The organism is Xenorhabdus bharatensis, assembly GCF_037996705.1.
GTDB classification, from domain to species: Bacteria; Pseudomonadota; Gammaproteobacteria; order Enterobacterales; family Enterobacteriaceae; genus Xenorhabdus; species Xenorhabdus bharatensis.
The window spans coordinates 62,848-78,851 of record NZ_JBBMXG010000001.1; the positions used below are offsets into that span (position 1 = coordinate 62,848).

Sequence of the window (16,004 nt, forward strand, 5' to 3'; positions counted from 1 at the left end):
GCCGTAGTTATCGCTATTATTTTTTAGAATGTTTCCCAATTAGATGGGTCTTCCACATCGCTGCCTTTCTTCAGCACGGGAGGATTCGTTTTATTAGCTGGAGGGGTCGACGATTTTCTCGTCGATAAAACTTCATGTTTTCTTTTTTCAGGCAGCTTCCTGTCCACCTGCTCCGGTAACTGAAATATTGCCACGGCTTTAGTCAGGATCATGGCCTGCTCTTCCAGAGCTGCTGCGGCTGCCGCAGACTGTTCGACCAATGATGCGTTCTGCTGTGTCACTCTGTCCATTTCAGAGATAGCGACACCGACCTGAGTAATTCCCCTGCTCTGCTCATCAGATGCTGAGGCAATTTCGCCCATAATGTCAGTTACACGGGTCACCGAGTTAACAATGTTGTTCATTGTCTCACCCGCACTTTCCACCAGCTCAGACCCTGTATCAGTACGGCTGACAGAGTCTTCAATCAGTGATTTAATCTCTTTCGCTGCTTCGGCACTACGCTGTGCCAGATTGCGGACTTCTCCGGCAACGACGGCAAAACCCCGTCCGTGCTCACCTGCACGGGCAGCTTCTACCGCTGCGTTGAGGGCCAGAATATTGGTCTGGAAGGCGATGGCATCAATCACACCGGTGATATCTGAAATTTTGCGCGAACTGTCAGCAATCTCGTGCATAGTTTGCACAACATTCTCCACCACTTTGCCACCTTTACGGGCAATTTCGGAGGCATTATCAGCAAGATTACTGGCCTGACGGGCATTATCAGCATTCTGTTTCACTGTTGCAGTGAGTTCTTCCATGCTGGCCGCAGTTTCTTCTAGTGAAGCAACCTGCTGCTCGGTACGGGCAGAGAGATCATTGTTACCCGCAGCGATTTCGCTGGTGCCGGTATAAATGGTTTCGGTGCTGTGATGAACACTTCTGACGGTATTGATCAGCTCTTCCTGCATGTGCTTAAGACCAACGGACAACATCCCCATTTCATTATTACCGGAGACATCAATCGTTTTGGTCAGATCACCTCTTGAGAAGGCTTTAATAGAAGCCAGTAGGTTATTCAGTGGGTCAATTAATGCTTTACGTAAACCAATCCAACTTACAGTCATTACGCCGATTAATAGTATAAAGACAAAAATCAGACTAATAATCACGTTACGGTAGGCTATATCAGCGTCATCTGATACCTGCTCATACAGTTTTTCATTCTGACCCAGATAGAAGAGATATTCAGTATCGAATGCGTTCTGATACATGGTCGTTGGCTGGGCAAAAAATGCTTTAAACTCTTTTTTTGCCAGCAAAACATCCAGCTCTTTCAGTGCATTGAGGTAGATGGAATGAGTTTGTTTCAAACGCTGCATACGCTCCGGATCGCGTATAGACAAGTTCGGCATTTGTTCAAATTGTTGAAAACGGCGCTCCGCACGAGCGATGTTGACTTTAGCCTCCGCCAAAATATCATCAATTTTGTATTCGCTCTGATCACCGTTTATTTGCATGATGTAGACGATGCCAACACGGTTCAGGTTATTACGGGCCTGCAACAGGTTGATCCAGCTTTCATCAAGTAATTTTTGCCGCTGCCGCAGTTCATCCAGCGTATCGAAGGCCTTGGTATCATTTTTTATGGAATTAAAAAACAGGCCGCTGGACATAAATTGCAGAGCACCAAATAAGATTATGACTGAGATTAGCCCCGTCACTATTTTCATTCGGTTAAACATGACTTCCCTTGTGTAATAAATTGCTATGCCAGTGTTATCGGCATCCTTAAAGGGAACTTTACGCGTAATACAAAAAATTGAGTTTTTACTGCATTTTTTTGATCTACAACAAAATCGGGCTGCCTTTTCACGCTGTTATTTTGCGTGACTCTCTATGTAAGAAGAGAATGGCAGCCCTGAAATATCATTCTTTGGCGACAGAATCCACCAGCGCCATTTCTTCGCTGTTAAGCAGTTTTTCGATATCGACCAGAATCAGCATACGTTCTTCAATGGAGCCAAGTCCGGTCAGATACTCTGTTGACAGCGTAACGGCAAATTCCGGCGCAGGACAAATTTGATCATCTTTCAGAGAAAGCACATCAGATACACCATCAACAACAATCCCGACAACGCGGTTAAGCAGATTCAGGATGATGACCACGGTGTTATCATTGTAAGTCACATCTTCCTGAGAAAATTTAATCCGCAAGTCAATAATAGGAACAATCACACCACGCAGGTTCGTGATCCCTTTGATAAAAGCAGGCGTATTGGCAATGCGGGTGACCTGATCATAACCACGGATTTCCTGCACTTTCAGTATTTCAATTCCATACTCTTCATCACCCAGAGTGAAAACCAGATATTCCTTTCCGGCTGTTTCTCCTGATAACTTACTGAATTCGTCTATGGCTGGCATGGTGTTACCTTTCTGTTGTGTGTGACTTAAATCTATTGGATATATATCCATCGGACATGACAAAAAAATGGTTATTTTTTGTTTGCAAATTCCGCCTTACGCACGGCCAGTTGCTCATGGTTAAGTTTCTGCAAAGCAGGAATATCAATAATCAGAGCAACACTGCCATCGCCCATAATCGTGGCAGCGGAAATACCCGGTACTTTTCGATAGTTGCTCTCGATATTTTTAACAACAACCTGATGTTGCCCAACCAGTTTATCAACCAGCAATGCATAACGGCGCCCTGCACTTTGTACGATCACAGCAATACCATTCGTTGGTGCTGTTTCTGCGCCCGGAATGTCAAATATCCGATACAATTCCAGTAATGGCAGATATTCACCACGCACCTGCAACAGTTTTTCATCTCCCGCCAGCGGATAAATATCTTCCTCCTGCGGCTGTAAGGAACTGACCACAGCACTCAAGGGTAAAATGAAGACCTCATCATTCACTTTGACAGACATGCCATCTAATATTGCCAATGTCAGTGGCAGCAGAATACGGATGACCGTCCCCTTCCCTTCCTGAAAATTGATCTGAATCTGTCCGCCCATGTCCTGAATGTTACGTTTAACCACATCCATACCCACACCCCGACCAGAAACATCCGTGACAATTTCTGCGGTAGAAAAGCCGGGTGCGAAGATCAGCATGGCAACTTCTTCATTACTCATGTTTTCACTGACTGCCAGCCCCTGAGACTGGGCTTTGGCTAAGATCTTCTCGCGGTTCAGTCCCGCACCATCGTCAATAACTTCAATGCAGATATTGCCGCCCTGATGCTCAGCAGCCAGTGTCAGATTACCTGTTTCCGATTTACCTGCGGCGAGGCGTTTTTCCGGCGTTTCGATACCATGATCAAGGCTATTTCGGACTAGATGCGTCAGTGGGTCGATAATGCGTTCGATCAGACTCTTATCCAGCTCAGTGGAACTACCAATTAATGTCAGCTCCACTTTTTTGTTCAGTTTACCCGCCAGATCCCGTACCAGACGTGGATAACGACTGAATACATATTCCATCGGCATCATCCGGATCGACATAACAGATTCCTGCAAATCACGGGAGTTTCGCTGCAATTGCGCCATACAACTCAGCAATTCGCTGTGTATTGTCGGTTCCAGAGCATCGCAGTGCTGTGCCAACATAGATTGGGTAATAACTAACTCACCTACCAGATTAATAAGCTGATCGACTTTCTCAACGGCGACACGAATACTGGATGACTCTACACGCTGACGCGGAGAACCCGCCATCGGGCGTGGTGCCGGACGACCCGCTTCATTAACATCCGTTTTTTTCTTAGTATCAACCGACGGTGACGCTGGCAACTGAGCCGATTCCTTTTCCACATCAAGCGTGGGATCTGCTGTATTGGCCGTTACCGAAGTTTCCTGTACGGTAGGCTGCGAAGTGCTTTCTTCTGTTTTTACTTCAGCCTGCTGAGATTCCGCTACAGGCAGGAAAGTTATTTGTTCTGGCTCAACCACAAAACACAATACTGCGGTGATATCATCTTCTGTTGCAGAGGTGATTAAAGAGGCTTCAAGGCTGTCTGTTGTCTGCTCGACATCATAAATTTCACCAAGATGTCCCAACTCATCTTTCATCAAAGCGACTTCACGCTCTTTTAGCCCAGACAGGTGTACACGGATCCGTCCCTGTTCTGTAGCCGAAGCCGGAGTTGTCGTCGGAAGATTTTTTTCTTCAGGCTGTTCTACAGGTACTGTGTGCTCTTCCTGCTTTTCCTGAATTTCTGCCACATGCTGAATAACCTCTTCCGTTACAGGTTCAAATTCAGATGATTCCGCAGAATCAACGATATTCTGCTGTTCTTCCTGTAACTCTAATGCAAGTTGGCGCAATGTTTCGCAGATATAATTGAATGTATCTTCATCTGGCTCCTGAGAACTTTTATAGGCATCCAGTTGTTGCTGCATAATATCTTTCGCTTCTAAAAACAGGTTGATAATGTCAGTTGTCAGGCGTATTTCGTCACGTCTGGCACTATCCAGCAGATTCTCTAAAACATGCGTGGTTTGTTGCAGTTTGGAAAAACCAAAAGTTGCAGCGCCCCCTTTAATCGAGTGGGCGCTGCGAAAAATGGCATTCAGCTGTTCATGGTCAGGTTCATCGGCATCGAGCAGCAATAAATGCTGCTCCATATCCGCCAATAGTTCATCTGCCTCATCAAAAAAAGTCTGATAAAACGCGGTAATATCCATCGTTACTTACTCTGTCACCTTATTAGGATCACTTGCCGATTCAATATTTGCCTGTTCCGGCACAGTGACTTCATTGGATTGTCCGGTGGGTTGCTGAGAAGGCGTTCCCTCATTCGAATCCATTCTGATGACTTCTTGCACATCCATACTACTGTTCGCGGTCATGGCGTTACCGCCACTGTTTTCCTGCTCAATCCGTTTTTCTGCTTCTTTATTCAGAACAATAATACTGATACGGCGATTGACAGGAGCATCGGGAGGAATGCCCTTCTGCATACTGACGGTAGATGCCATTCCAACAACCCGCATAATTTTGGATTCATCCAGACCACCAATTAGCAATTCCCGTCTTGACGCATTCGCCCTGTCTGAAGACAGCTCCCAGTTACTGTAACCACGCTGTCCGTTGCTATATTGCAGATTATCAGTATGACCCGACAGGCTGACCTTATTCGGAATGCTATTTAAGATCGGCGCGATTGCCTGCAAAATATCACTCATATGATTTTCGACTTTCGCACTGCCAATCATGAACATCGGACGATTTTCCCTGTCGATGATCTGAATACGTAAACCTTCATCCATCATGTCAATCAATAAATGCGGACGTAGTGCTTTAAGACGAGGATCGGTGATAATCAACTGATCAAGTTGCTGACGTAACCGATCCAACCGACGGCGATCTTCACTGATTTCAACCTGTTTGGTTTGGCGGAAGACTTCCCCATCCTGCTGGAAAACATCATCCCCTCCCCCCGGGATCGGATTTGTTGCATCACTACTTTGTTGACCCTTATTTATTGCAACCTGCAAGGGAGTACGAAAATATTCGGCAATGCTGGTTAATTCCTGCGGGCTGGCAATCGATATCAGCCACATGACCAGAAAAAATGCCATCATTGCAGTCATAAAATCGGCATAGGCAATTTTCCATGACCCGCCATGATGGTGCTGGCCATGTTTTTTGCGCTTTTTTACTCTGACGACAGTAACATTATTCGCTCTCATAATTATTCTTCAGCTTCTTGTTGTACGGGGGCTTTTACCCGGCGAACATGCTCTTCAAGTTCTGTAAATGAAGGACGATCTGTGAGGAATAATGTTTTGCGACCAAACTCAACCGCGATTTGTGGAGCATAACCATTCAGGCTGGAAAGCAGAGTCACTTTGATACACTGCATCATTTTTATCTGCTCGCTGCTGCGCTGACGTAACAACGTTGCCAGTGGAGACACAAAACCGTAGGCCAGCAAGATCCCGAGGAATGTTCCTACCATTGCGTGAGCAATCAATACGCCAAGTTCACCTGCTGGTCGATCTGCCGAGCCCAGTGCATGAACAACTCCCATCACAGCTGCAACGATACCGAATGCCGGCAGTGAATCACCCACCATTGCCAGACTGGTCGCAGGAACTTCACTCTCCTGCTCATAAGTCTCGATCTCTTCATCCATCAGCGCTTCGATCTCATGTGAATTCATATTGCCGCTGACGATCAAGCGCATATAATCCGTGAGGAAGTTCATCAGGTAAGGATCTTGTAATAAACGGGGATACTGTGTGAAGATGTCACTTTGTTGCGGATTCTCAATATCACGCTCAAGAGACAAAAGCCCATGCTGGCGGGATTTGGATAAAAGACGGAACTGCAAAGCCATCAGATCCATGTACATCGCTTTATTGTATTTTGATCTACGCAATATTTTTGGTAAAACACGCAATGTCGCCTTTATCGCCTTACCATTGTTGCCCACGATAAAAGCCCCAATACCCGCACCTGCAATAATCAAAAATTCCGCTGGCTGATAAAGTGCGCCCATGTGGCCACCGACGAGCAGATAGCCTCCAATCACCGCACCAAAAACCACGATATATCCTAAAAGTACTAACACGCGATATCCTTTAGCTAAGTTGGTGAGCAGATGGGATTTGAACAGGGAGAATTAATAAATGAAGAGGAGGATTGTAGATTACAGGCCGGAATGACCAAAACCTGTAACCTAAGTTTTCACTTTCCCATTTAAATTCACATAGCTTGCTGAGCAAATCCATCCAGCAGTTGTGAATTAGTATCGGCAGGTTGCGCGGAAAGTTTACGTTTTTTTACCGCCCTTGAAGGCGGTTGGCAAAGACTACAAACAAAGCTATTGACCGGCTGGTGTGCATGCGTGATAAAAGTCCCACCACAACAGCGACACTCAGTTGGCTGCAACATCCCACTGTCGACAAAACGAATGAGTGTCCAGGCCCTGGTCAGAGCTAAAACAGGAGCATCTCCGTCAGACGGAGGGCATTGCTCAAGATAGAGCCTATAAGACTTCACTACAGCCTCAACCCCTGCACAGTGCCCACTTTTCAACAGGAAACGGTAAGCATTATAGAACATGGAAGAATGAATATTCTGTTCCCACGTCATAAACCAATCCGTTGAAAAGGGAAGCATCCCTTTAGGCGGGGGGCTTCCCCGCAACTCTTTATACAGCCTGATCAACCTTCCTCTGCTTAACTGCGTTTCACTTTCAAGCATCTGTAAGCGTGCGCCTAAAGTGATGAGCTCCATTGCCAGCTGAATATCTTTAGCTTCTTGGACAATACTTTTTTCAGCCATCTTTATGCTCTTTTCTTCATTGAAGTGTCATCCTGCGCGGACAACTGCTGAAAAAGATGGGTGGACAACAAAATGCCTGTATGAATTTGTTGTAGATCGTCCACCCGCGATTCCTTCGTCAGCTGCTGTACGGTTTCGTGATCTTCAAACCGAAAATGGCAAATCAGTTGGTTGGTTTCAGCTAATTTTACTAACTGAGGCAATGTCAGCTCGGCCAACGTATCAGCCATCGATTCACTAATACCTAAACGGAACATCGCAGACGCTTTCTCATGGTTAATTAGCCGTTGTGCTAAAAGCAAATACGATAAATTTATGTCATAAATATGTTTGAGCAATTCAACCGTACTCATTTCTATATATCCCGTCCGATTACATGAAAAAATCAATTAAGTGATCAAAGAATCACTCACGACAAAATTACCAGTAGCATGAGATTCAATAATCTCCGACATAACTGAAATATACATCTTTAGCCAGAGCAGTAACTGTCCTTTGTATTACTCTTGGGATCGCCCAATTTCTAAAATATTTCGGTAATGGATTGTAAAAGTATTATTGCGTCATCTGGATAATGAACTTGCCACAATTGATTAAGAATATTCTTAATACTAATTAACTTTACTCCTGAATCATCAACTTATACAACGGAGAATATATGCCATTTTAAATACTATGTGACATAGATCACAAAACTTGCATTTTTTATTATGATTCTAGCTCATTAACTATTCAAGCAACTGAAAACACAAAATAGTCCACAATTAATAAGTTAAATTATTTAAATAAAAATATTAGAGACTGTTTTTTGTTTTATACGATCTATTAAACTTATAAATTTAAAATAACAAGAAAAAATCCTTCCTTTAGCTAAATTATCAATATCTTATTAAAATTTGTTTCCTGATAATGTAGGTAGGCACTCATCTTCCACTATTAGTTGATTTAGATCATAGTTATGCCAAATTTATTAATTATATGTGAATACTAGTTATTAAAAAGATACCAATCTGATCATTTTTAGTTTACGATTGCTTTTTTTTTAAACAGAAAAAAGCCTGCACTGACAGCATTTTAAGTGCAAATATCACTCAGATCACAAAAATAAGATAAAATACAGTATGATGTTGAAATCAAAAAACATCTGCACACTCACCCCAGAACAACAGTAACCAACAAAAGTCCGATACTCCAACAAATCCTACCACTTAACAAATTCATCAGCACATCACTAGCCCACCACAATTGATTAATTTATCTAATTAATAAAAACCTTAAACATGACGAATTTTGACATTATTTTAACGAAAACCGCATTAGTCACCATTTCCGTACATTGGCTATTCCATAAGCTCAAAACATAAGTAAAATTTATAATATATATCTCAGCTAATTTTACAAATGTTAAGAATAATCAATGATTATGATACCCATCACACCAAAGCTACTAATGGCCATACTTCAGAAAAAAGCACCCTGTTACTGAAACTAATTCCCTTAAACATGCAGTATTGAGAAATAAAATAATAACTAAATGCAAATTTACCAATAAATTCCTATATCATTAAATCAAATTAAAAGAACAATAAACACTTTAAATAAAATACCAGTTCCGTAATGGAAAAATAAAAAAACAAAAGAAAGTTATTCTTCTTAATTTAAAATTTAAATAATAACTAGTCATATAAAGAGGTGATTCAAATTAAAAAAATAGAGTATAAATATAATTCTATTGCACCGTTAAATTTATCGTTATTATGATAGCAACTTCATAATCAGGAATAACATCCACACCTATTCTAAATATCTACTAAAAACCATGAATATTGGTAGTTAATAGCATGGAAATTACATAAGCTATTTTCTTAATCAATATAGAACAAGATACCAGTTAATGAGGATTATTCATAACCATTCACCAAATGGTGAAGGTAAGATCATTTTAGAATGCTAACAACAATACACGATTTATGAAATTCTCAATTCACTAAAAAATATTTTCAGGATAACAATTTCTAGCCTATTAACGCACTGAATAATGAACATTGCATGCAAATGGTTAGCTCAATAATTATTAATGCTATCAATAATACAGACAAAGTAGTAGTACTGGTGTGCTTTATCGCAATGAATTTGAGCTGAATAGCATATGTACAGCTTAAGCTACCATATCTCCCGTTTTACAAATTGCTCAGTAGGACCCAGATTGGAACACTACCTGACGTTCCTCACAATTAACTGCAAGCATATACCGCATCACAACAGATATCCCGATATCAAGATATTGCAGGAATCGATCCACTCAGGATCATAAAATGGCAGAAATGTTGTTATCTCATTTGCGAGGTATTCTCAAAAATAGGCTTTATTCATTTTTCCCAATCGTAAAACAGTTGTGAAATATCGTACATTAGGTTTTGTACAAGCAAATCAATGGCCCTGATAGATAAAAATAGAATAAATGCACTGGCTATCCCCCCCTAAAAATACATTCACAGGATCAGATCAAACAGCCATATTTATTAGATAATGATATTCCCAAACGTTTTCGTATCCTTTATTACCCCTTTTCTAATACTTTAGGATTCTTCTCAGGAAAAATGAGATCCAAAAATCCTTTTGTGATATCTATAGCATTATCAACAAAAATACCAACACCAGTAACCCGAAATGCAGTGCATGGCGTATTGCATCATCAGATAGATCAAATGCATAATTATTATTTTATTGTTACTTTTTAATACGTATTTTTCGAAAGATGCACTGATAAGGATCTACATTTAATTCCACTTTTTTTAAACGGTTTTCATCACTCACACACTCAATATTAAAGCAATTAAGAATATTTCCAGTATCTAAATCCGCTTCATAGCGAGTTTTAGCTATAGCAGCAGAATTATATTCGACTACTTAATCTAAACGCTGTACCATTCTCATCAGCCACAGAAAGTGAATGTTTCACTTCATCAGAATTTAACTCCGGGATTGTTAAGATTAACACCCTGAAACCTTGTTCGTTGTAGCCATTAACCTGTTCCATGATATTGTTGTGATTTCCTTCAGTGAAAGGAGTAACTTGTTCCTTTACCTGCACATTACAGCAAACTAATGACTGCTCCCCCACTACATTTTTGCAAATTAATCGATGATCTTACCGAGGATCCTGCACAAAAATTAATAATTTTCGGATAGAGCAATCAAAGGGTAACTCATCAATTTTTCTGTAGCTGTGAAGACGGCTATGCCTAATGGATTTCAGATTGCATAACAATGACAACAGAGCAACACATTTATTAAAAACAAATTTGCCTGTTTTTCCTGTGATAAGCTGAAATTTCTCATTAATTCTGGGAAGGATAGATAACTGTATGTCTATAAGCTGTAGAAGAAATGAACACAACTAATAAGGAGATAGCTTAAAAGACAGTGGCATAAAAGATGTTAGTGTTACCTGAATAGAATACAGTCCACTATTATTAATAAATAATAGTGATAATCAATATTATTTACATTTTTATTTATTAATAACTTGTATTATTTAACAGGTAACACTCTGTTTATAGCTTTAAACTATTCTAAGCAGGTAATTCGGACGCTATTTTCCAGTTAACGGAACTGACACTTTTCTCCAAGCTCACCCGACAAACAATCGATTCGATCTCTTTTTGCTTATCCGGAGTTGCCAGTATCTCTGCACACACTTCAAGTCGGTTAGGCTGAATTGCATCTGCACTACTTAGTGATTGAAGCCGGACATTTAATCCATTAATTGCCTGTAGGATCAAAGTCCTGATTAGGATCTCGTCACTAATATCACAAATGATGTGAATTTTATAACTCTGCTCTAAATCTATGGCCTGCTGTTGTGGCTGAGCATTGATTCTCTGAGCCGCTTCCCTAAGCAAAATATTTGCAGATAGAATTATTGTGACGGCAATAGTCGCAGACCAGTATTGACCCAACCCACACAAAACACCAATACCCGCCGAACACCACAATGTTGCCGCAGTATTTAATCCGCGAATGTTCATTCCCTCTTTCATGATCACACCAGCACCAAGAAAACCAATACCGGATACAATTTGTGCAGCAACACGCCCGGGGCTATCATCAGAGGTAGCGGACATTGAACTGAGAATAAAAACTGCAGCACCTGTTGCGACTAACGCATTGGTTCTTAATCCCGCCATACGCTGACGCCACTGACGTTCAGCCCCAATCAGTGCACCGAAACACATCGCCGAAAGCAAATGAATTGCAATAGATGTTAATTGCATAACATCCTCCATAATATAAAATGGATAAATATTCATCTAAATGACTACTTCGCTAGCTTAGCAATTCATACTTTCAAACCTGCAATTAAAACACTTATTTTTGCAAGCATAAGCATTTAACTGTGGGTAATTTTTTTGAATTAAACTAATGTCCAGCAGGTTGCCAGAAGAAATAAATTCTTTCTCTTTTCGTTATCAATAGAAAGAACATCAGACTTAATCTGATTATTGATGTGTTCCCGGAGGGAATAAGGAATGAGTATATAACAGTACCATAGATACCCCGATATATCTCTTTGATACTGTCTTCGTAATCTGAATAGACGATCTACAGTACCGCATCATCTTTCGGGTGAGTACAACTCATGAAACTGAAGTAGCACCGCCCACCATTATTCGGCAAGCAGTAAATTCATTGAAAATTAGCAGCTTACCAATTAGCTTTTATTTAGTTCTAAACTGTGACTGTCCAATTATTAACTCTCCAATAAAATCTGGGCGAAATTATAATCAGATGAAATTGATAAGTAAAGGCTTCACTTATTAAATGATATTAAAAGAATGGTATTTTTGTAGGCTTGTTTAATAAAAGAATTACTATCGTTTAATATATTGTGATTAATTTTTTATTAAAAATCATCCAATAAACAAAAAGCCCGCCAAGGCATTTTAGCATGGCGAGCTTAACAAATAGGTATAAAGGCAGATTAGATAGCAGTTACGTTTGCTGCTGCTGGGCCTTTGGCACCGTTTTCAATGGTGAACTCTACGTTCTGGCCTTCAGCCAGAGTTTTGAAACCGTTACCTTGAATGGCAGAGAAGTGAACGAATACGTCTTTGCTACCATCGGCTGGAGTAATGAAACCAAAACCTTTGGACTCGTTGAACCACTTCACTTGACCTTTCATTTTGTCAGACATGTGTCTTTCCTATATATCAAAAAAAACTCGCCACCTTGGGCATGTGTTGGCCATTATCAGCTATTACTTATGGGGCACTAAGAAGGAAACGGTCTACAAAGGCTAATCAAGATAGCACTTACACATAACGCATTAACTCAAGATGTCGTACATAAAGTAGGTCTGTTAATCAGGCCAAACGCATTAACGCATGACCGAACCGGAATAGCAACCTTTTTATGGAATATAGATCTAAAAAAATTTCAGACGCTCAATATTAGAACAGAATAACCTAATAAATAGATGTATTTATGCTTTTATTTGATTTATTCAACTTTTATCTTAAAACAAAAATACTCGTGATTCTCAGAAACAATAACAGTTTTACAAATTAAAAGAAGTAATTGCTATACAGATAGAACTCCCCGGCATGATAACCTTGAAAAGGTTGGTACTTTTAATTCAATAACTGATTTCTACAATAATTGGGCTGGTATTATGAACATCATCAAACAGATATTGATTCAGGACCTAGAGCGGATCAATCTCGCAGAACATAGGGATGGTAAAGTACATTTTAATAGTATCTTTATTCATCAACATCCATACCTGTTTTTAGCTATGATCGTTGCTTATGTTTTCCTCGCTGTACTGATGTGGTATGCCCCCTATTTCGGCACTTGGTCACTGCTTTTATTTACTGCACTTTTTTTTGTTATGGCTGCGGTTCTTCTTTTCGATATCAAACCCGTTTACCATTTTGACGATATTGATGTGCTGGACTTGCGTGTTTGTTATAACGGTGAGTGGTTTGTCGATGAAAAGGTATCTCAGGATGCCGTCAATACAATACTCGGTCATCCGAATGTCCCCAATGAAGTGAAAAACGAAATCAAGAAAATCATTATAAAAAAGAACGGAATATGCTTTTATGATGTTTTTCTGATCGCATGCTCAGAGCAATCGCCTTATTTTCAACCTTATCAAGTTGAACAAAAGCATGTAATTTCAGTAAAGTAGCATACTTTTAGCGCAATGCGATCACATGATAATCAGGTGGTTAGAAAAATCGAATTTTTGCATTGACACTTCCTGAGTTCATCGTTAATATTCGCCCCGTTCTCAGGAACACAGTAATTCCTCCATAGTTCAGTCGGTAGAACGGCGGACTGTTAATCCGTATGTCACTGGTTCGAGTCCAGTTGGAGGAGCCAAATTTAGAGAAGCCCGATTCAGTTATACTGAGTCGGGCTTTTTGCTATTTATCTTTGATGCTCGTCAGTTGCTTAGCTTAGCTTGCCTTTTGCTATGCTTAATTACTTCCGATCGCCACATATGGTGGATCACCAGATTATTAATTATTGTGAAAATGGTTACTTTCTATCACAAAAGATGACAAAACATCACCACACAGAACAACACTTAACCAATTGAATTTATTTTTTATTTTTCCGCTTTACAACCCTTATCCATTCCCCTATTATTCGCCTCGTTCTCAGGAACACAGCAATTCCTCCATAGTTCAGTCGGTAGAACGGCGGACTGTTAATCCGTATGTCACTGGTTCGAGTCCAGTTGGAGGAGCCAAATTTAGAGAAGCCCGATTCAGTTTTACTGAATCGGGCTTTTTGTTTTTTTGCGGGGAAATTTATCTGACGTCAGAAAATATAACCGAATATTAATTTGTTATCATAATCAAATCCTAAAAAACTGCGTCGCTGATCATTTTTTGCTATAAAAAATGATAAAACTCCACCACTTTGAATGCATCTAAACCACTTGAACTAATTTTTTATTTTTCTGCTTTACAAGCTCTCTCCATTCCCCTATTATTCGCCTCGTTCTCAGGAACACACCAATTCCTCCATAGTTCAGTCGGTAGAACGGCGGACTGTTAATCCGTATGTCACTGGTTCGAGTCCAGTTGGAGGAGCCAAATTTAGAGAAGCCCGATTCAGTTTTACTGAGTCGGGCTTTTTGCTTTGCTGAAGAGACAATAACAAGTTGAAAAACACAAAGCAGACATTATCGACAAAAAGTACATATTAACGGCAAACAACCAGTTATTATGATTTTCTCCTTTGACAAATGAGAAAATAGCCGTTAATATTCGCTCCGTCTTGAAGGAGTTCCTCCATAGTTCAGTCGGTAGAACGGCGGACTGTTAATCCGTATGTCACTGGTTCGAGTCCAGTTGGAGGAGCCAACTTCAATACACCCTCGTTTTGTTACTTCTATTTTTTCCTTTTTGATACAATTAACTTCCTCTGAATACCCTCGCTACCATAAAATAAAAATCTTAATTCTGCAAAAATAGCGGAACTTTATCATTTAATAATAGCTATTTAACTATTTTCTCTTTATCATCTACCTCCGGCTTAAGGAATGCTGAATCAGCTTCCACCATTTCTCACCTATATTCTGGAGCCGGTTCCATGACTACTGAATCATATACCATTAAAATCCGCCGCCCTGACGACTGGCATGTCCATTTTCGCGATGATGATATGCTGAAAACCATTGTTCCTCACACCAGCCATTTCTTTGGCCGGGCTATCGTTATGCCTAACCTTGCCCCCCCTGTGACAGATGTTGCCAGCGCTAAGGCTTATAAAGACAGGATCATGGCAGCCATTCCATCAGAACACCAGTTTCAACCTCTGATGACCTGCTATCTCACGGATTCAACAAACAGCTCCCAAATTGAAATAGGTTACAAAGAAGGTATTTTCACTGCCTGTAAACTCTATCCTGCCAATGCAACAACGAATTCCAGCCACGGTGTTTCAGATATACAGAAGATCTACCCTTTGCTGGCAACGATGGAAAAATTAGGAATGCCTCTCCTGATCCATGGTGAAGTGACTGCGGCTCATATTGATATTTTTGATCGTGAAGCCCGGTTTATAGAGCAGGTAATGGAGCCGTTACGTAAGCAGTTCCCTGAGCTGAAAGTTGTTTTCGAACATATCACGACCAAAGAAGCTGCAGAATATGTGCTTGAAGGCAACGATAAGTTAGGAGCAACACTCACACCACAACATTTGATGTTCAACCGCAATCACATGCTGGTTGGCGGGATCCGCCCACATCTCTATTGTTTGCCAGTATTAAAGCGCAATATTCATCAGGAGGCGTTACGCGCAGCCGTTGCCAGTGGCTGTGACCGCTTCTTCCTGGGAACGGATTCAGCTCCTCATTTATTGCATCGTAAAGAATCCTCCTGCGGATGTGCGGGTGTTTTCAATGCACCAACTGCTTTAGCTGCTTATGCGACTGTTTTTGAAGAAATGAATGCAATGGAGCATTTTGAAGCATTCTGCTCTCTGAATGGCCCGAAATTTTATGATTTACCTGTTAATGATGGGTTTATTGAACTTACACGCAAACCTACCCCAGTTTGCGAATACGTCGAACATAATGGTGAAAAACTAATCCCGTTCCTGGCAGGAGAAGATGCCGGATGGGAAGTCAAAATATGTAAATAACCTCTCACCATGCCTCATGCGGAAATACTTAGTTTCCGCATGAAAGCATCATT

Annotated in this window: 11 protein-coding genes and 4 tRNA genes; 6 read left to right on the top strand and 9 right to left on the bottom strand. The window is 40.7% G+C overall.

Going from position 1 to position 16,004, the window contains the following annotated elements; all coding sequences use genetic code 11:
- Window positions 1–23: 23 nt before the first annotated feature.
- The 9 genes from AAC855_RS00280 to cspE form a co-directional block, all read right to left on the bottom strand.
- A complete protein-coding gene (locus AAC855_RS00280; RefSeq protein WP_340607680.1) occupies window positions 24–1,727 on the bottom strand; it encodes a methyl-accepting chemotaxis protein in 1,704 nt (567 codons plus the stop codon).
- Window positions 1,728–1,911: 184 nt separating this feature from the next.
- The gene (gene cheW / locus AAC855_RS00285; protein ID WP_340607681.1) at window positions 1,912–2,409 is read right to left on the bottom strand and encodes a chemotaxis protein CheW; all 498 of its coding nucleotides are present in this window, start codon (window positions 2,407–2,409) and stop codon (window positions 1,912–1,914) included.
- 71 nt (window positions 2,410–2,480) lie between these two features.
- A complete protein-coding gene (gene cheA / locus AAC855_RS00290) occupies window positions 2,481–4,679 on the bottom strand; it encodes a chemotaxis protein CheA (protein WP_340607682.1) in 2,199 nt (732 codons plus the stop codon).
- 6 nt (window positions 4,680–4,685) lie between these two features.
- Window positions 4,686–5,687: a flagellar motor protein MotB gene (gene motB, locus AAC855_RS00295; protein WP_340607683.1), complete on the bottom strand. Its 1,002-nt coding sequence runs from the start codon at window positions 5,685–5,687 to the stop codon at window positions 4,686–4,688.
- Window positions 5,688–5,689: 2 nt separating this feature from the next.
- Window positions 5,690–6,571, bottom strand: coding sequence for a flagellar motor stator protein MotA (motA, locus tag AAC855_RS00300; RefSeq protein WP_340607684.1), 882 nt, complete (start codon window positions 6,569–6,571; stop codon window positions 5,690–5,692).
- A gap of 134 nt (window positions 6,572–6,705) precedes the next feature.
- Window positions 6,706–7,287: a flagellar transcriptional regulator FlhC gene (gene flhC, locus AAC855_RS00305; protein WP_099111805.1), complete on the bottom strand. Its 582-nt coding sequence runs from the start codon at window positions 7,285–7,287 to the stop codon at window positions 6,706–6,708.
- 2 nt (window positions 7,288–7,289) lie between these two features.
- The gene (flhD, locus tag AAC855_RS00310) at window positions 7,290–7,640 is read right to left on the bottom strand and encodes a flagellar transcriptional regulator FlhD (RefSeq protein WP_086956238.1); all 351 of its coding nucleotides are present in this window, start codon (window positions 7,638–7,640) and stop codon (window positions 7,290–7,292) included.
- Window positions 7,641–10,862: 3,222 nt separating this feature from the next.
- Entirely contained in the window at window positions 10,863–11,576 is a 714-nt protein-coding gene (locus AAC855_RS00315) for an MgtC family protein (RefSeq protein WP_340607904.1), read from the bottom strand.
- Window positions 11,577–12,271: 695 nt separating this feature from the next.
- The gene (gene cspE / locus AAC855_RS00320; RefSeq protein WP_010847246.1) at window positions 12,272–12,484 is read right to left on the bottom strand and encodes a transcription antiterminator/RNA stability regulator CspE; all 213 of its coding nucleotides are present in this window, start codon (window positions 12,482–12,484) and stop codon (window positions 12,272–12,274) included.
- A 477-nt stretch (window positions 12,485–12,961) separates the two neighbouring features.
- Here cspE and AAC855_RS00325 point away from each other — a divergent pair, with 477 nt between their 5' ends.
- The 6 genes from AAC855_RS00325 (at window position 12,962) to pyrC (ending at window position 15,951) form a co-directional block, all read left to right on the top strand.
- Window positions 12,962–13,483 carry a YlaC family protein gene (locus tag AAC855_RS00325; RefSeq protein WP_340607685.1) on the top strand — a complete coding sequence of 174 codons (522 nt, stop codon included), beginning with the start codon at window positions 12,962–12,964 and terminating at the stop codon, window positions 13,481–13,483.
- Between the two features lie 118 nt (window positions 13,484–13,601).
- Window positions 13,602–13,677: transfer RNA gene (locus AAC855_RS00330), tRNA-Asn, on the top strand.
- A gap of 297 nt (window positions 13,678–13,974) precedes the next feature.
- Window positions 13,975–14,050 (top strand) — tRNA-Asn (locus tag AAC855_RS00335).
- Between the two features lie 273 nt (window positions 14,051–14,323).
- Window positions 14,324–14,399 (top strand) — tRNA-Asn (locus AAC855_RS00340).
- A 194-nt stretch (window positions 14,400–14,593) separates the two neighbouring features.
- Window positions 14,594–14,669 (top strand) — tRNA-Asn (locus AAC855_RS00345).
- Window positions 14,670–14,898: 229 nt separating this feature from the next.
- Window positions 14,899–15,951, top strand: coding sequence for a dihydroorotase (gene pyrC / locus AAC855_RS00350; protein ID WP_340607686.1), 1,053 nt, complete (start codon window positions 14,899–14,901; stop codon window positions 15,949–15,951).
- The last annotated feature ends 53 nt before the right edge of the window (window positions 15,952–16,004 follow it).